The organism is uncultured Cyclobacterium sp., assembly GCF_963977555.1.
GTDB lineage: Bacteria > Bacteroidota > Bacteroidia > Cytophagales > Cyclobacteriaceae > Cyclobacterium.
In genome coordinates, this window is record NZ_CAXBPD010000008.1 from 265,584 (window position 1) to 284,146 (window position 18,563).

General features: G+C 39.9%; 16 protein-coding genes. 4 read left to right on the forward strand and 12 right to left on the reverse strand.

Features of this window, described 5'->3' with window-relative positions; all coding sequences use genetic code 11:
- Positions 1-3: 3 nt before the first annotated feature.
- Complete coding sequence (locus AAC073_RS12425) at positions 4-996, reverse strand: M28 family peptidase (RefSeq protein WP_339924159.1); 993 nt, start codon at positions 994-996, stop codon at positions 4-6.
- Positions 986-2,482, reverse strand: a complete 1,497-nt coding sequence (cysS, locus tag AAC073_RS12430; protein ID WP_339924160.1) for a cysteine--tRNA ligase — start codon at positions 2,480-2,482, stop codon at positions 986-988. Before cysS ends, AAC073_RS12425 begins: the two co-directional genes overlap by 11 nt.
- A 157-nt stretch (positions 2,483-2,639) precedes the next feature.
- Here cysS and AAC073_RS12435 point away from each other — a divergent pair, with 157 nt between their 5' ends.
- The 4 genes from AAC073_RS12435 (at position 2,640) to AAC073_RS12450 (ending at position 7,708) form a co-directional block, all read left to right on the forward strand.
- Complete coding sequence (locus tag AAC073_RS12435; protein ID WP_339924181.1) at positions 2,640-3,110, forward strand: ribosome maturation factor RimP; 471 nt, start codon at positions 2,640-2,642, stop codon at positions 3,108-3,110.
- A 5-nt stretch (positions 3,111-3,115) separates the two neighbouring features.
- Positions 3,116-4,360: a transcription termination factor NusA gene (gene nusA, locus AAC073_RS12440; protein WP_339924161.1), complete on the forward strand. Its 1,245-nt coding sequence runs from the start codon at positions 3,116-3,118 to the stop codon at positions 4,358-4,360.
- 70 nt (positions 4,361-4,430) lie between these two features.
- Positions 4,431-7,454 (forward strand): translation initiation factor IF-2, encoded by a 3,024-nt coding sequence (gene infB / locus AAC073_RS12445; protein ID WP_339924162.1) that lies wholly within the window; start codon positions 4,431-4,433, stop codon positions 7,452-7,454.
- Between the two features lie 62 nt (positions 7,455-7,516).
- A complete protein-coding gene (locus tag AAC073_RS12450) occupies positions 7,517-7,708 on the forward strand; it encodes a hypothetical protein (protein WP_339924163.1) in 192 nt (63 codons plus the stop codon).
- A 783-nt stretch (positions 7,709-8,491) separates the two neighbouring features.
- On the opposite strand, the gene AAC073_RS12455 is transcribed toward AAC073_RS12450, so the two are convergent.
- The 10 genes from AAC073_RS12455 to AAC073_RS12500 form a co-directional block, all read right to left on the reverse strand.
- On the reverse strand, positions 8,492-9,613 hold the full coding sequence (locus AAC073_RS12455) for an ABC transporter permease (protein WP_339924164.1): 1,122 nt from the start codon (positions 9,611-9,613) through the stop codon (positions 8,492-8,494).
- On the reverse strand, positions 9,613-10,719 hold the full coding sequence (locus tag AAC073_RS12460) for an ABC transporter permease (RefSeq protein WP_339924165.1): 1,107 nt from the start codon (positions 10,717-10,719) through the stop codon (positions 9,613-9,615). The genes AAC073_RS12455 and AAC073_RS12460 overlap by 1 nt, the downstream gene beginning before the upstream one ends.
- Before the next feature lie 23 nt (positions 10,720-10,742).
- Entirely contained in the window at positions 10,743-11,483 is a 741-nt protein-coding gene (locus tag AAC073_RS12465) for an ABC transporter ATP-binding protein (RefSeq protein ID WP_339924166.1), read from the reverse strand.
- Entirely contained in the window at positions 11,480-12,385 is a 906-nt protein-coding gene (locus AAC073_RS12470; RefSeq protein WP_339924167.1) for an ABC transporter ATP-binding protein, read from the reverse strand. Before AAC073_RS12470 ends, AAC073_RS12465 begins: the two co-directional genes overlap by 4 nt.
- A gap of 2 nt (positions 12,386-12,387) precedes the next feature.
- Positions 12,388-12,846 (reverse strand): OsmC family protein, encoded by a 459-nt coding sequence (locus AAC073_RS12475; protein ID WP_339924168.1) that lies wholly within the window; start codon positions 12,844-12,846, stop codon positions 12,388-12,390.
- A gap of 28 nt (positions 12,847-12,874) precedes the next feature.
- Positions 12,875-13,774, reverse strand: coding sequence for an HlyD family efflux transporter periplasmic adaptor subunit (locus AAC073_RS12480; protein ID WP_339924169.1), 900 nt, complete (start codon positions 13,772-13,774; stop codon positions 12,875-12,877).
- A gap of 12 nt (positions 13,775-13,786) precedes the next feature.
- Positions 13,787-15,046, reverse strand: a complete 1,260-nt coding sequence (locus AAC073_RS12485) for a TolC family protein (RefSeq protein WP_339924170.1) — start codon at positions 15,044-15,046, stop codon at positions 13,787-13,789.
- Positions 15,043-15,660 (reverse strand): TetR/AcrR family transcriptional regulator, encoded by a 618-nt coding sequence (locus AAC073_RS12490; protein WP_339924171.1) that lies wholly within the window; start codon positions 15,658-15,660, stop codon positions 15,043-15,045. Before AAC073_RS12490 ends, AAC073_RS12485 begins: the two co-directional genes overlap by 4 nt.
- 679 nt (positions 15,661-16,339) lie before the next feature.
- Complete coding sequence (locus tag AAC073_RS12495; RefSeq protein WP_339924172.1) at positions 16,340-17,512, reverse strand: class I SAM-dependent methyltransferase; 1,173 nt, start codon at positions 17,510-17,512, stop codon at positions 16,340-16,342.
- 33 nt (positions 17,513-17,545) lie between these two features.
- Positions 17,546-18,535 (reverse strand): aspartate-semialdehyde dehydrogenase, encoded by a 990-nt coding sequence (locus AAC073_RS12500; RefSeq protein ID WP_339924173.1) that lies wholly within the window; start codon positions 18,533-18,535, stop codon positions 17,546-17,548.
- Positions 18,536-18,563: the final 28 nt, after the last annotated feature.

The window sequence follows — 18,563 nt, forward strand, 5'->3', positions numbered from 1 at the left end:
TTTCTATTCTTGGAAAAGGGTAAATAAAACCGTTTGACCCACTACTGAAAGGGTCTTTTTATCAATGATCTCCATATTGTCCTTATGGGTATGGTGGTACAGGCCAAAGCCAAAATCAGGGCTATACTCTATAATGTTTATCATAGGAATATTGGCATCCTGATTGACAAAAAGGTGGTCATCTGTGATGGCCTCCGCATTTCGCATCTGGAAGAAATCCCCAAAGCCCAAATGATGCGCCAAACCCCAAACTTTATCTACTATGTTTTTGGCATATTGTACAGAATAGCCCTCCTTGTAAAACCTGGCACCTTTTCCACCAACCATGTCTAATAGTATACCATAATAAGCGGAATACCCCTTCACGTGAGGCGTTTTGGACCAATACTGAGAGCCCAGACACCACCAAATTTGGCTATTGTCCCGAAAATTCCTATGATCAGGCTCCCCATCATCTTCCCCATCGAAGAAGATAAAATCTATGCCGACATTGGGTTGCAAAGTATCTGTATGCAACACACGGGCAATTTCTAACATTACTGCCACCCCACTCCCGCCATCATTGGCGCCGTCTATAGGATCATCAAGGTCCTGCGTATCTTTATCCGCTATTCTTCTGGTGTCCCAGTGTGCACCTAATAAAATTCGCTTAGTCGCTTCTGGCTTATAACTTCCAACTATATTTCTCAATTGGAGTACTTTGCCATCATATGCTTTGTCTTCAAAAGCTTGCACAGTCACTTTGAGCCCAAATGCTTCCAGCTTTTCTATTATCCAGTCGCCAGCAATTTTATGGGGCTCAGTATTGGGTACCCGAGGGCCAAAGTCCACTTGTTGCTGTATATAAGCATAAGCGGAATCTGCACTAAACGCAGGTGCCGGCTGGTATGCGATTGTTTCTGCCGATTTATTTTCATTGCTGGCTTTTTCACTACAAGCACCTACATAAAGCAGCAATCCTAGAAATAAAAACCCTATCCATTTATTATTCTTCATATGCCCAATCTACACTATTCTTCATGTCCTTAATTATCACGCCAACTCCTTTTAAAGCCGCTCTAATTTCATCTACTTTTTGATAATCACGTGCTGATTTAGCATTGCTATACAGATCGATGATCACTTTTAATAACTCGTCCTGGTTATCTCCTTTTTCTTCTATCAAACCTAGAATCTCCTTAATAAAGACATTGAAAGTTTGAATCAATTTATCATATACATCCTTACCCAACTGAGCTGAATGCAATTGTCCAGTATAAAGGCTGTTGATTTTTTTGAGCAAGTTAAAGAGATGGCCAATGGCCTGTGCTGTATTGAAATCATCATTCATGGAATCAAATGCAGCCGCTATACTTTTTTCGATTTGAGCCACATTGTTCTCATCAACCTCCACTTCAGGGTCAGCTTGATACTGTAACTGAGAAGTTATTCTCAGCCCATTGATCAACTTCTTGTACCCTTTTTGGGCAGCTTGCAAAGCTTGGTTAGAAAAATCCAACGTAGAGCGGTAATGTGCCGTCAATATAAAATACCTAACGGTCATGGGGCTATAAGCCTGCTCTAGTTTGTCATGATCTCCCTGGAACAATTGCTGCAGGGTAATGAAATTCCCGAGGGACTTACCCATTTTCTGCCCGTTAATGGTAATCATATTGTTGTGCATCCAATATTTCGCTGGATCGGTATGATGACTTGCATTGCTTTGGGCGATTTCACATTCATGATGCGGAAACATAAGGTCCATACCACCACCATGAATATCAAATTGATTTCCCAGGTATTTAGCACTCATGGCAGTACACTCCAGGTGCCATCCTGGAAAACCCACACTCCATTTAGAATCCCAACGCATGAGGTGTTCAGGAGCGGCTTTTTTCCAAAGGGCAAAATCCACAGGATTCTTTTTTTCAGATTGTCCGTCAAGCTCACGGCTACCACTCATTAGTTCCTCGACCACTCTTCCGGACAATATGCCATATTGCTTTTCTTCTTTATTGTATTTCAAAACATCGAAATAGACGCTTCCATTCACCACATAAGCCAAATCATTTTCGATTATTTCATCAATGAGTTTGATCTGCTCGGGAATATGCCCTGTGGCTCGCGGCTCTATACTTGGCTTGATAGTATTGAGTTGCTCCATGTCTCTATGGTAGGAAGCTGCATATTGCTGGGCCACTTCCATGGGTTCTAGTTGTTCAAGCTTTGCTTTTTTCGCTATTTTATCTTCTCCTTCATCTGCATCTGCTTCCAAATGACCCACATCAGTAATATTTCTGACATAACGAACTTTATAATCCAGAAATCTTAGGTACCTAAAAACAATGTCAAAGGACACTGCAGCCCTGGCATGTCCTAGGTGTGCATCACCGTAAACCGTGGGGCCACAGACATACATGCCTACATTTGGGGGACTTATAGGTTCGAAAGTTTCCTTAGTTCTGGAAAGGGTATTGTATATTTTTAACTTTTTTGATTGCATGAGGCAAATTTATCAAACTTTCAATACTTTTTTTAGGAAAATAATTTTATTACATTTGTGCCTGAGTTAATTCATGACAAGAGAGGGGACCACAGTCCCCTCTTTCATTTATTGATCATTTGTGGAACAAAAACCAGAAGCAAGTAAGCAAAAAGATATGAATTTGAAGCAAACGATAGAAGAAATAGTGGAAAAACACCTGCCTGACAGCAGCCATTTTGTCGTTGATGTACAAATTATAGAAAAGGGCAATAAAAAATTATTGCACATTTTAATCGATGCTGACAACGGCATAAATATTGATGCTTGTGCGTTGGTTAGTAGAGCAGTAGGCGAAGAAATAGAAGCTAAAGAGCTGATGGACACCGCTTATGTAATGGAAGTTTCATCCCCTGGGGTAGATTTTCCGTTAAGTTCTAGAAGACAGTACGAAAAGAATATCGGCCGAAATTTGAAAGTAACCCTAGAAGAGGGTCCAGTAACGGAGGGTAAGCTGACTGAAGTAGACCAAAGAGCTATTCAGTTAATGGTGAAGAAAAAAGAAAAAGGGAAAAAGGTTGTTGAAGAAGCAGTCAGCATCTCTTTTGACCAAATAAAGAAATCAATTGTATTAGTCTCTTTCAAATAAAAACAATGGATGCTAAAATTCTGATTGAATCATTTGCAGAGTTTGCAAGATCAAAAAATGTGGATAGACCAACAATGATCCGCATTCTCGAAGATGTATTTAGGGCGATGATTCGTAAAAAGTATGAAACTGATGAAAACTTTGATGTTATCATCAATGCGGACAAAGGTGATTTAGAAATCGTAAGGATTAGACAGATCGTTGACGACAACTCTGAGGACATCTGGGATCATGATAAGATTAGTTTGGCTGAAGCCAAAAAAATTGAGCCAGATTTTGAAATCGGTGAAGAGACTTATGAAAAAATAGAGTTAGAAGATTTTGGTCGCAGAGCAGTGATGATGGCCAGACAGACACTCATCCAGAGAATCAAAGATTTGGAAAAAGATTTGCTTTTTCAACAATATGAGGAACTGGTAAGTGAAATTATAACTGCGGAAGTATATCAGATATTGGGTAGAGAAATTCTACTTATGGATGCTGAAGGCAATGAATTGATCATGCCAAAATCCGAACAAATACCAAAGGACAGGTTTAGAAAGGGAGATTCTGTCCGAGCAATTGTTCACAAAGTGGAAATGATCAATGGTAATCCACGAATTATTCTTTCGAGAACTTCACCAATATTCCTGGAAAGGTTGTTTGAAAATGAAGTTCCTGAAGTATATGATGGTCTTATTACCATTAAAAAAATAGTAAGGGAACCAGGCGACAGGGCCAAGGTAGCGGTAGAATCTTATGATGACCGTATTGACCCAGTTGGCGCTTGTGTGGGTATGAAAGGCAGCAGAATTCATGCTGTAGTTAGAGAACTACAAAATGAAAACATAGATGTTATCAATTACACAGACAATCTTGACCTGTATGTTTCCAGAGCGTTAAGTCCTGCAAAGGTAACTTCACTACAAGTGAATGAAGAAGCCAAAAGGATTTCGGTATATTTGAAGCCTGATCAGGTTTCCTTAGCCATAGGTAAAGGTGGGTTTAACATTAGACTTGCTAGCCGATTGGTGGGGTACGAAATTGACGTATTCCGAGAACTATCTGGTTATGAAGATGAAGAAGATGTTGATCTGTCTGAATTTTCTGACGAAATTGAAAGTTGGGTAATAGGGGAGTTGAAAAAAACAGGTTTAGATACCGCAAAAAGTGTATTGGCTTTGACCAAAGAAGACCTTCTCAGAAGGACCGAACTGGAAGAAGAAACAATTGCCGATATATTTAAAATATTAAAACAAGAATTTGAATAGCAAATAACGACAGATAATTCGTTATCCCCTTTATATTTGCATTATTATAAATACAGGAATAGGTATTAGTATGTCAGAAGAAAAAATGATGCGATTAGGCCAAGTAGCCAGAAAACTTAACGTGGGTGTTTCCACCATCGTTGAGTCTATGGCCAAAAAGGGCTTTGAGGTAGAAAGCAATCCGAACTCGAAAATTAGTTCGGAGCATTATAGTATGCTTGCCAAAGAGTTCAAGTCTTCTGCCCAAGAAAAGGAAGAGGCCTCCCATCTATCTATAGGCAAAAGGCACAATGAAAACTTTACCATCAAGGCAGAGTCGGAATCTGAGATTGAAAAAGAAATCAAGAAACCAGAGCCAAAAAAGCCGGTTACTCCAGCCCCTCCAGTAGAGGCCAAAAAGCCTGTGGAAAAAGCTGCTGACAAAATATCAAATGAAGCGCCTAAACTACAAGGAATTAAAGTAGTTGGGAAAATTGATTTGGATGCCAATAAATCCAAGCCAAAACCGGAGCCAGTTAAGGAAGTGGAAAAACCTACTCCTCCAAAGCCTGTAGCTGAAGAACCAAAACAGCCAGCGCCAAAGCCAGAACCTAAGAAGGAACCAGAAGTCAAAGAAGAAAAAGCCGCGCCTCCAAAAGCAGAGGCCAAGCCGGAAACGACTGCTCCTAAACCTACTCCTGCTCCAGTAATACCCGAAAAACCTGTGGATAAAACTCCTGCTCCAGAAGCAGAAGAAAAAAGCACTCCTCCAGAAAAAGCACCAGAAGCTAAACCTGCTGCACCTAAGGAGGCTCCTGCCCAACCTAAGCCTGTTACTGAAGATAAAGCAACTAAAGAACCGGAGAAACCTATCGAAAAGACTGAAGACAAGGTGATATCTGCTAAAGCAGAATCCCTTAGAGGTTTGACTGTATTGGGAAAAATTGAACTTCCAAAAGACAAACCTAAGAAAAAATCCAAACCAGTTGCCTCTTCTGATGAGCGCAATAAGGAGAAGAAGAAACGTCCAAGAAAACGGATTGATAATCGACCTATCAAACCCGCAGAAGGAGCGAGACCTACAACACCTGCCAATAGAGGGCCAGGAGGACAAGGTGGACCAGGCCAAGGTGGTGGTGGAGCCCGAAAAGGCAACAACCGAGGTGGTGGAGTCGGAAGACCAGGAGGAAGAGGACAAAATCCTCGTTTCCAAAAAGAGGAACCAACTCAGAAAGAAATTCAGGATCAAATCAAACAAACACTTGCAAGATTGCAAGGTGGCGGACGATCTGGTGGAAAAAACAAAAACAGGAGAGACAAACGCTCTGACAGAACGAAAGAGGTTAGCGAAACGCCTGAGGAAAGCAAAATCTTACGTGTAACGGAATTTATCTCCGCAAACGACCTGGCATCCCTAATGGATGTTACCGTTAATGAGGTCATCTCTGTTTGCATGGGACTAGGCATGTTCGTTTCCATCAACCAAAGATTGGATGCAGAAGCAATTACAATTATTGCTGATGAATTCAATTATGATGTAGAGTTCACCAAAACCGACGAAGAAGAGACTGAAATCATTGAGGAGGAAAATGAAGATACATTAATAGAAAGGGCTCCGATCGTCACCATAATGGGACACGTTGATCATGGTAAAACTTCCTTACTGGATTATATCCGTAGGGCTAAGGTTACCCATGGTGAAGCAGGTGGGATTACCCAGCACATTGGTGCCTACGATGTACAAACATCAGGTGGACACAAAATTGCGTTTCTAGATACTCCGGGTCACGAAGCCTTTACAGCTATGCGAGCCAGGGGTGCTAAAATCACGGATGTTGCCATCATTGTAATTGCAGCGGATGACAATGTCATGCCTCAAACAAAAGAAGCAATAAACCATGCTCAGGTAGCTGGTGTTCCAATGATCTTCGCCATCAATAAAATAGATAGACCAAACTCTAATCCGGAAAGGATTAAGGAAGAGCTTGCCAATATGAACCTACTGGTCGAAGACTGGGGTGGTAAGTACCAATCTCAGGACATATCTGCTAAAACAGGTGCTGGTATTGATGACCTATTGGAAAAAGTATTGCTTGAATCTGAAATATTAGAACTTAAAGCAAATCCAAATAAAAATGCTGTCGGTACAGTAGTAGAAGCCTCTCTTGATAAAGGTAGAGGTTATGTATCTACAATAATGGTACAGGCAGGAACTTTACATGTGGGTGATACGATTTTGGCTGGCCAACATTACGGTAGAGTTAAAGCGATGTTTGACCACTTGGGTAAGAAACTCGATGCGGCAGGACCTTCCACTCCAGTTCAAGTACTTGGATTAGGCGGTGCTCCTCAAGCAGGGGATGTATTCAAAGTATATGACTCCGAAAGAGAAGCAAGAGAAATTGCCAATTCCAGAGAGCAAATACAAAGAGAGCAAAGCTTACGTACCAAAAAACATATCACACTGGATGAGATCGGTAGACGATTGGCCATTGGTAGCTTTAAAGAACTTAACATCATTATCAAAGGTGATGTGGATGGTTCAGTAGAAGCATTGTCTGATTCTTTATTGAAACTTTCAAAAGAGGAAGTGAATGTAAATATCATTCACCATGGCGTAGGTCAAATCTCTGAATCTGATGTATTGCTTGCCTCTGCTTCTGATGCGATTATCTTAGGCTTCCAGGTAAGACCTTCTGTCAATGCGAAACGTCTTGCTGAGCAAGAGGAAATTGAAATCAGACATTACTCAATAATTTATGATGCTATCAACCAGATAAAAGATGCCATTGAAGGTATGCTTGAGCCTGAATTTGAAGAGGTCATTACTGGTAATATTGAAGTAAGAGAAGTATTCAAAATCTCTAAAATCGGAACAGTCGCTGGTTCTTACGTTACGGATGGTTATATCAACCGTAAAAACAAAATCAGAATTATCAGAGATGGTATTGTAATTCATGAAGGTGAGATCAGTGCCTTGAAACGATTCAAGGATGATGTTAGCGAAGTGAAATACGGCTACGAATGTGGTGTTTCCATTAAAGGATTCAACGATATCCAAGAGGGTGATACCTTTGAAGGGTACAAAATGGAAGAGATCAAGCGTAAAAAATAAATAACAAGTTTATTACCACTTAAGGGACAGCGTAAAGTTGTCCCTTTTTTTTATCTATAACCATGGAAACAGTAGCCACCGGCATAGACATCCTGTTTTTAGTCACCCTTTTAGGGACCATACTAGGCCTAATTAGACCGGTAATCGTGCTTTGGTTTATGCACCGCTTCAATAGGCTTACAGTCCTCAAGTATTATGGCATTCCTGCAATCTTAATCTATTTCATAAAGCTTTCCCTGGCACATTGGACCTGAATTAATGGCAAAACCCTCCTCTTTTTAGATTTCATTGCGCAACATCACTTTTAAAATACTTACAAGATCATTCTGATAACCTGAGCACGATTAAAATTTAGCAAAAAATTGCCTTTCCGAGAATTAATATTTTGATAACGCATCAATCAAGATAATACTATCCAGTATAGGACTCCAGGCAAGTGCAATCTTTACATTATATTTCCGACTTACCTATACATATTCAATCAAAAGACGATTGTCACTTTTTTGCTGCAGGTCAAAAAAGTGACGAAAAAACCCCGCCGCTGAGTATCTTTTCGGCTAAAATTAAGACCTCCCGCACACAGACAAACTAGGTTATTATAGCGTTTATTTATATAGATTGCTTTTTCGGAATTCAATCCTATATTTCAAAGGCTAACCATGCTTGTGCCCTTTCCTTCGCATCATAAATTTCTTAACGCCGAAAATCTACAAGGCGGAAATTAATTTATCATAGGAACTTAACCCTAATCAGGTTTAATTGAAATTCGTCATTTCTAGACTTTTCAGGAGCTTTGAGTAGAGAAAGTCGATGGAATCACAAACGTAAAGAGATTGCCACTCCCCTTTCCTGCCCTTCATTTCCCCAAAAAAAGAGTTCGAATTGACGTAATGGTATATCGCTAATTCGGTACACTTCGACAAGCTCAGTGACCGGAAGACGTCTTTACGAGACTTAATATTTTAAAAGCTCGGAATTAAGATGACAATATTCAATGCAGCACTCCAGAAATCTTCGTAGCCCCAGGTAAGAATTTCTTAATTCACTTTTTTATAACTATACACAGCCAATCCATTGACCAAAATGGCATAGGCCAGCGTCTTCCATAGCTGAGGTAAAATAGCTTCAAACCCTGCACCCTTTAACATTACCATACGCACTACCTCCACAAAATAGCGGATGGGATTGAAGGTTGTAATTATCTGTGCCCATTGTGGCATGCTCTCTATAGGAGTAAACAAACCACTCATTAGGATAAAAATCACGATAAAAAACCAAGCAATAAACATGGCCTGCTGTTGGGTATCAGTGAAATTGGAAATAAAAAGACCGATACCCAAAATCACCAACAAATAGATAGCCGTATAAAAATAGAGAATGCCCAAACTACCTAGCATGGGAATATCAAAAATAAGTTTGGCCAGCACCAGACCGATGGTCAACAATCCTAAACCGATAATCCAAAAAGGAAAAAGCTTCCCTATAATAAATTGGCTCTTCCTAATTGGGGTAACATTTATCTGTTCCAAGGTGCCAACTTCTTTTTCACGAACAATATTCATTCCTGAAAGAAACAGGGTAATCATGGTGACCAAAAGCACCAGTATCCCCGGCACCATAAAGGTTTTGTAATCTAATGTAATATTGTACCAGTAGGATGGAATAATTGTAATCACTCCAGAAGGTCCATTGATATTGTTTCCATTAGCAGCATGTAGCGAAATACTTTGGTTGAATCCCTGCACAATTTGATTAACATAAGCACTCTCCACCCCTGCAGCTGCACCATCTATGGCATCAACGGTAAGCCCTAATCCGGCTTTATTATTCTTTATAAGCGCTCGTTCAAAATCATTGGGGATTTCTAAAATAACGTTTACTTTGCCTTCAAGCATTGCTGAATTTGCTTCTTCAAAGGAGGAAAAGGGTGGCAATAGTTTGAAGTAGGTGGAAGAACCGAACTTCTCAATCAATTCCCTGGAAGAAGTACTATGGTCTGAATCGATGTATCCGAAACTAATATTCTTTACCTCATAAGTTGCAGCATTAGAAAGTACAAGGAGTTGGATGATAGGCAAAATAAAAATAATAGGAAGCATGCCTTTATTTCTAAAGATCTGCTTGAACTCTTTTTGAATCAAATATCCGATGGTTTTCATTATTCCAACCTGATTTTATATTTATAGATACTGACTCCCATAAAAAACAGCGTCATCCCAAAAAGTATTAACGTCTCTTTCCATATAAAGGCTATCCCTACTCCCTTCAACATGATCCCTTTGATAATAAGGATAAACCATTTGGCTGGAATAATATTGCTGATAAGCTGTAAAGGAAGAGGCATACTGGTAATAGGAAAAATAAATCCAGACAAGAGGATTACAGGCAGCATCAGCCCCATCAATGAGATCATCATGGCTGTCTGTTGGGTTTCAGCAATAGTTGATATTAAAATCCCCAAAGACAACGCCGTTATGATAAATAAAACACTTTCTGCAGCCAGCAAAAAAAAGCTGCCCTGAACGGGCATTTTGAAAATAAAAATACTGAGCAATACGATAATTATGGCATTGATGATGGAAAGCAAAATATAGGGTACCACTTTACCTAAAACTACTTGAAATGGCTTAAGGGGAGATACTAACAATATTTCCATGGTACCTAACTCCTTTTCCTTGGTGATGGATATGGAAGTCATCATGGCAGAGACCAACATCAATATTATCGTCATCACCCCAGGGACAAACATAAATACACTCTTTATCTCAGGATTGAAGGCCATATGGGTTTGCATTATAACCTGATTGCTTTCTAATTGATTGATGTTTATGGCTTGATTGTATTGTTGAATGATGGCCTGAATATAATTGGTAATGGAGTTCGCTGTATTTGGGTCAGTGGCATCTGCAATCACCTGTATGGTGGATTGCCCCTCTTTTATCAGATTGGCACCAAAATCCTTTTCAAAATTTATTACTGCCTTGATTTTTCCCTGTTTGAAAATACCTTCTACTTGGGATTCAGCATTTAGGTAACGATTGATAGAAAAATATTTGGAAGAGGCCATTTTATGAATAATTTCAATGGTGGTCGCATCCTTGGCATGATCAAGGATAGCAATTTCCACCTTATTGATTTCATTCGTAATGGCGAATCCAAATAATAAAATCTGAGCGATAGGCATGCCAAAAAGGATAAAAAGTGACCTTTTATCCCTATAGATATGGTAAAATTCCTTCCTTACAAACCCTATAAAACGCTTCATTTCGAGAATTAAATTTCCTTGAATTATTCTGGATTACTTTTTCGTGCCAATTTCAAAAATACCTCATTAAGGTTACTCGCCCCATATTGTTCCTTTAAACGTTTTGGACGATCCATCGCTTCAATTTTACCATTGACCATAATAGAAACCCTGTCACAATATTCTGCTTCATCCATGTAATGGGTCGTCACAAATATGGTCGTGCCTTTGTCTGCAGCATTGTAGATCATTTCCCAAAACTGCCTTCTGGTGATCGGGTCCACACCTCCTGTAGGCTCATCCAGAAAAACAATTTTAGGGTCGTGCAGTAGGGAAACAGAAAAAGATAATTTCTGTTTCCAGCCCAGGGGCAAAGCACCAACCTGTTGATCTATGATTTTCCCTAGTTTCAGGTCAGCCACAAGCACCTTTATTTTTTCCTTTACTGTAGAGCGGGTCAAGCCATATATCCCACCAAAAAAGGTAATGTTTTCCCTCACCGTTAAATCATCATAGAGCGCAAACTTCTGGCTCATATAACCAATGTTTTTTTTGATAAGCTCCGTTTGGGTATTGACATCAAAGCCAGCTACACTGGCCTCACCAGAGCTGGGTTTCGAAATGCCTATAAGCATTTTCATGGCCGTAGTTTTCCCCGCTCCATTGGCGCCCAGAAATCCGAAAATTTCACCCGCCTTTACCTCAAAGCTTATGGCATCGACGGCCAGGAATTCGCCAAATTTTTTCGTCAATTCTACAACCTTTATGACCTTTTCTTCGCTCATTTTTTTGCCAATTCCATAAATACATCCTCGATGGTAGGTTCGGTAAGCCCAATATAAATGTTTGAAAGTCCCTTTGATTTTAAGAAATTTTCCAATTCAGGTATTGCTAAATCGGTCCGCTTATCTGTATAATGCACAAACTCGCCAAAGGGATACACACTGTACAGGTTAGGGAAATCCCGAAGCACTTGTATCAATTTATGTTTTTCCTTTGCCCCAATTTCATAAATTACTTTAGGATAGTTTTCCACAATATGCTGCGGACTGTCAATTTCAAGGATATGCCCACCTTGCATGAGGGCAACTCTATCGCACAAAGCCGCTTCATCCATATAAGGTGTGGAAACCAAAATCGTAATGCCTTTTGCCTGAAGTCGTTTTAGCATGTCCCAAAATTCCTTTCTTGACACCGGATCCACACCAGTGGTAGGTTCATCCAGAAAAAGCACTTTGGGTTTATGAATCAAGGCGCAACAAAGGGCTAACTTTTGCTTCATCCCCCCAGACAACTTTCCAGCCCTCCGGGTTTTAAAGGGTGCTATCTGTTCATAGATTTCCTTGATCAGATCATAATTTTTTTCGAGGGTTGTACCAAAAATTGTTGCAAAAAATTGCAGGTTTTCCTCCACCGTCAGGTCTTGATAAAGAGAAAACCTACCTGGCATATAGCCGACTGATTTTCGAATAGCAATATAATCCTCCACTACGTCCATCCCTGCTACTACTACCGTACCAGTATCTGCCAATAGCAGGGTAGTCAAAATTCGAAACAAGGTAGTTTTCCCCGCACCATCAGGCCCTATTATCCCAAACAATTCTCCGGGATTTACATCAAATGAAATGTCCTGGACAGCACTTATTCCATTATAGGCCTTGCTAATATGGTTGAGCGAAATACTCATTTTTATTCCTCTATTTTAATGGTTATGTTAAGGGTGACCTTTGATTTGATTGAATTGGAGATCAAGCAAGCCGCTTCAGACTTCTGAACAATTCGTTCTGCACGTTCTCTATCTTTTTTACTGGAGAGGGTAACCGTAGGAGAAAGGATAATTTCTGTCATCGCCAATTTGCCATCTTTCTTGTCCAATATCCCTTTTGCACTACAGCTAAAGGCAGAAAAATCCAGTTTGCTATTTTCTGCGATGGCCAAAAAAGTAGTCATCAAACAACTACAAACTGAAGCCGTAAATAGGTGCTCGGGGGACCAAATATTGGGCATCCCCTTCGGGAATTCCGGAGGGGTCGCCACGGCTATACAATTAGAACTGTCAACTTCATTTGCATCAAACTCAGGAGAACACATTAGGCCTTTTCTATCGACTTGCCAATCGAGATCGACATTGTATTCATGTTTTTCCATATTGAAAATTGTCTAAATTTTGTAATGTTTATTGTTCTGTCTCTGCTACTTCTATCCACATTTCCGCTGGCATGCCAATTTTAAGGCTTCCATCATTTTTAACCTTAATTTTTACTGCATAGACCAGGTTTACTCTTTCTTCTTTTGTTTGGATAATCTTTGGGGTAAACTCTGCAGTTGATGAAACCCAGCTAACCTTACCATTGTAGGCTTTCATCCCTTCATTTGAATCTATCTTGACCCTTACCTCTTGTCCGATAGTGACATTGGGTAATTGTGTTTCGCTGATATAAACCCTCAAAAGCATGTTGTCCAAGTCAGCAATTTTATAGAGTGGCTTCCCAAAAGATACCACTTCACCAGTTTCAGCGAATTTCCCCAAAACAGTTCCATAAATAGGGTTTTTTAAGACACTTTGAGCGATTTGTTGATCGATTTGAGCGATACGAGCATCAAAGGACAAGGCTTCTTTTTCAATAGGCAACTGCTGACTTTGGACGTTTTTAATTTGCTTTTTTAAAACTTCCACCTGATTGCTTCCTTTATCCAATTGCTGTTGGGTAGCAGCTCCATCTGACATCATTTTAGAGACACGATCCAATTCTAAAACTGCGTTTTTCAATTGCTCCTTAAGCACATTGATCTGCGAAGAAACACTTCCTGATTTTGAGAACACAGTTTCCTTTAAAGCCAACAACTGTTGCTTACTCAAATACAAAGACACGGTGTCTACCAAACCCACCAATTCGCCCTCCGCAATCACTTGTCCCTCCTCAATTTCTAAAAACAATAGCTTTCCAGCTGATTCGGCTGAAACCGTGATCTCAGTGGCCTCAAAATTGCCATAGCCATCCGCTTTCTCTTCCTTGTTACAGGATAGAATTCCCAATAGAAGAATACTTGTTAAAAATAGTTTGAAGGTTTTCATTGCGCTTATATTTTAAAAGTCACCCTTAATTATTCGATACCTGGCTTGACTCATGACCCACTGGATTTCGGTCAACTTTTGATTGATTTTTGCATCATAAAGCTTATTGAGATCGATGATATAATCAGAGGAAGTAATGGTCCCATTTTGAAATTGGGAGGTTTTGGATGCGATTACTGCTTCCCGCAAATTCACTATAGACGCATCCTGCTGAAGAATTTCTTTGTATTTGCTGATATCCTCCCAAGCAGCCTGCAATTGGATCTCATTGTTGAGCAGAAAAGTTTCTCTTTCTGTAGCCACAATTTTCTTTAATACTTCAACACTGTGCTTTTTTTCCTGAGCCTTGCCCCAGTCAAATAACCGCCAGTTGAACTTTAAGCCAACCATATAAAAATCCTGGAATGAATTGTCAAGCATATTTAAACCAGGGTTGCCATATCCTGCCTGAGCAAAGCCCATAAGGCTGGGGGATTTCTCTTTATCAATTAATCCCTTAGAAAGGTCCAACTGATGTTCTTTGTACTCAAATAGTCTTAGTTCCGGCCGATTTATCAGGTTAGTAGAAGATACCAGGATCTCGGGTTTCAAGAAGGTATCTTTAAGAGTTATATCCTTAAAAATTAGAGCCGAAAGGCTTTTAAGTGCTTTATTTCGTTCGTATTTGAGCTGAACTTTCTGTTGCTCCAGTAATAACATTTCAGCTTGCAAGAGCTGATTGGAAGAAGGCAGGGCCATTCCATTCTTTACAGCAGACACCAATTCGTTAAAGCGTTCCTGTAATAACTCCAATTTAGAATCCAGCAGCTTTTCTTGCTCTTGAAGGAGTAAAACATTAAAGAAAGCACCATTGACCCGTTCCTTTACTTTATATATTGTTACCTCCACTTCCTGCTGACGGGTATTCAATTCTGCCTCCTTTAATCTCGCATTTGCAGCTATACTCCCACCAGCATATATCAATTGGTTAACATCCACCGTGGCCCTGTACTGATCTTTATTCGGAGGTAAAATGGTAGCATTGGGTAAATCAATAGGAATCCTGGTGACTTCGGATTGGTAAGTGGACTGTGCGTTAAGGTCGAGCTTGGGAAGTTTCTGCATTTCGAGGATATTTACCTCGGATTGAAACTGTTGCTCCAACAAAACCTTTTGACGGGCAAGCGGATAATTTTCTTCAACAAGTGAAAGACAGGCTTCCAATGTTAATACCTGCTGAGCAGGCAAAAGAAGGGGAAATATTCCCAGGATAAGCGTTAAAAATCCTTTCATGGTTTTCTTATTGAATAGATAATAAAATTAGAAACCGCAACTTTCCGCTCCTCCATTAGCTGCTCAAAATCCTCTTCTCCCATTTTCATCAAGCCCTTAATCAATGGCTTTGCTACAAAAGGAAAAATATTCATAGAAAGAATGCTTACAAACAACTGCTCACCATCAATCTGCCTTAATATGCCTTGTTCAACCTCTAAGGCTACCTGCTTTTTAAATTTATCAATTGATGGAAAGCCATGAGTATTCTGGATCGTTTCAAAAAATCCGGGATTACGGTTGGTTTCCTGAATGATAAAATTGGGTAAATAAGGATGTTTCTTTATAAAAGAAATGTAATTGTGCGTAAAGTTTTTCACCTTTTCCTCAATAGAGGAATCATCGTTCAAGACCTTATTAAGCTGGGGGGCCAATAAGGAAAATGCATTCTTAAAAACCGCTTCAAATAGCAATTGCTTGCTTCTGAAATAATAATGCAACATGGCTTTATTTATGCCCGCTCCATTTGCGATCTCCTGCATGCGTGCTCCATCCATTCCTTTCTGGTGGAAAACCTCCTTGGCTGCTTCCAAGATTTTCACTTCTGTATCTTGATTAAACTTTTTTTCGGCCATCTAACTGTTTGGTTTAACCATATGGTTAACAAAGATAAAATTTTTCCTTTCAAAAGAAAATTGAATGAAGAAAAAGTTTATAATTAGGTTAAAATACTCTAGGTCAGTAGGCTAATAAAAGGTTAATCTTCACTGCGAACCCTTTTTGGGGAGATTCTGAGGCAGAAAAGGGTGTGGCAGTCTCCGCTTAATGTCATACTATTTCGACCCTAAATATGCAATAGACATTCTATTGCGTGCTGAAATCGCTTTAAAATCGGCCACTTCGTTGCTGTTTTCAATTTCACCATAGCGGTGCTATGCTAAAATCTCCAAACAGCCTGATTTTCTTGGGATTGCAACACTCATCACGAATTCTATTAAATAATCTGGGTTCAAGCTTATATTTTAGAATGTTTACGAAAAAATCCCCCTTTGTCCCCCTTTGAAGAAAAGGGGGATTTTGTACTTTCAGGACTAAAGAGTTCAAACCTTGTTCTGCATTTCCTCAGCCCGTAACAATGATACCAAAAGAGCTTGAATTGTCACTTTGCCGCAATTCCCCCTTCAAGGGGGCTAGGGGGATTTATACGGGATTGTAACCCTATACCAGTATTTAAACAATAATCGATAAACTAATTTTAGGACAAGTCAGGAATTTCATACTATCTCAAGCTTATAGTTTAGAAGGTTTGCGAATTTAACTACTTTCTTGCGAAAGTTTACACCTCAATACAGAAGTCTGACCCTCCATTAAGGTACAAGCAATTAAATATTCATCACCCCCATCTTTTAGCTTATACCGTTTTTTAATAAGGTCCGGCTTTATTGGGTAATTTCGTGTCAATACGTTCACCTTGCCATTGGAGAAGCGTGCTTTAAGCGTTTTCTTATCCAATTTCAGCTCCTCCAACACTTCGAAAACCCGACCATTGACCTGCTCGGGTAATTCATTTGCAGTATATAGATGAGTATGTGGATGCAGTTTACTTAATCCATTCCGAACAGCAAAGCTTTTGAAAGCTCCGGCTTTCAAAATACAGGCATAAGGCAATACCAAGTATTTCAGTGGCAAAGAATAATTAACAGAGACAGTCATTTCTTCCTCTAAAGTGAAGGAAAATCGTTGTTCTCTATTCTCCCCCAATTCTGCGGCTATCACTTTGGTTTTCTCATTATTGCCATTGTAGAGAAACAACAATTCTTTAACCCCATTTTTTACAGCCACTACATGCACTTCATTTACTTCTGGCAAGTGAGTAAGCGCTGCTTGAATGTCAAGCATAGGCGAGGCTTTTATCAAAATCACCTTGGCTTTTTGCCGAAACAAGTTCCAGTTTTGGGTTACATCCGGTTCAAGGTCTTTGAGCTGATACATCTTTTGATTCCCAGTTCCCCGCCTAGCGGGATCAGCATACAACACATCGTACTTTGCTTGGGTTTCCTCAATAAAATGAACAGATTCCCCATGCAATACATTCAGTTTAATGTCCTGCTCTTTCAAAAGCCTAGAAAGATTGTGCTGGGCAAGATCCACTAACTCTTGCTGCCTTTCAAGGTAAGTAACCTCCTCAAAATGCTGGCCTATAAAAAAAGTGTCTACTGCAAAACCACCTGTAAGGTCAATAAAAGTTTTGCCTGACACCAACTTGGCTTTGTATACCGCTGTTAGCTCAGAGGAACACTGTTCCATTGACAGGGTCGGCGGAAAAATAAGAGAAGGATGACTGGCCCAGAAAGGGAGCTTTTTGGCCGCTTTTTGCCGCATGGCAATCTGCTGTGCTGCTGCTTTTAGGTCAATTCCTGAAAGGGATTTATGCCTTAAAAGCAAATGTGCAGGATCTTCCCTAAGATGATCCTGCACAAACTGCATCAATTCTTGATGATATATAGACTCAAGGTTCACTTAAACCATGCTGTGTTCCAACAAATACTCGGCAATCTGTACAGCATTGGTAGCCGCTCCTTTTCTAAGGTTATCCGCAACAATCCACATATTAAGGGTATTGGCTTGGGTCTCATCCCTCCTCAATCTACCTACAAAAACCTCATCTTTTTTATGGGCATTCAAAGGCATTGGATAAATATTGTTTGCTGGATCGTCTTCTACGATTACTCCCGGGGTATTTGACAACAAATCCCTAACCTCAGTAAGATCAAAGTCCTTATGGAATTCAACATTCACCGCTTCTGAATGGCCTCCCATCACTGGAATTCTTACCGCTGTAGCTGTAACCTGAATGGAATCATCTTCAAATATTTTTTTTGTTTCATTGATCATCTTCATCTCCTCTTTGGTGTATCCATTTTCCTGGAACACATCAATATGAGGCAATACGTTCAAATCAATTTTATAAGGGTAAACCATATTGGCTTCTTCCCCATTCCTCTCTGCCATCATCTGGTCCACAGCATCTTTACCGGTACCAGTCACAGACTGGTAAGTAGATACCACAATTCTTTTGATACCATATTTTTCTTTCAATGGAGCCAATGCAAGGACCATTTGTATGGTAGAGCAATTAGGATTGGCGATGATGCGGTCATCTATTCTAAGGCTTTTACCATTTATTTCTGGTACCACCAATTTTTTTGAAGGATCCATTCTCCATGCAGAAGAATTGTCAATCACTATTGTGCCAGCCTCAGCAAACTGCGGTGCCCACTCTAATGAAGTGCTACCACCAGCAGAGAAAATGGCCACATCCGGCTTTTCTGCTACTGCCTGCTTCAGGCCAATTACCGTATACTCCTTACCCTTATAAGCAATTTTCTTACCTGCAGAACGTTCAGAGGCAACCAACAATAATTCATCGAAAGGAAAATTGTGCTCTCCAAGCACTTCTAGAATTTCTGAGCCTACCAGTCCGGTGGCTCCAACTACGGCTAACTTCATTTTGATTATAATTTTGACCGATAAAACT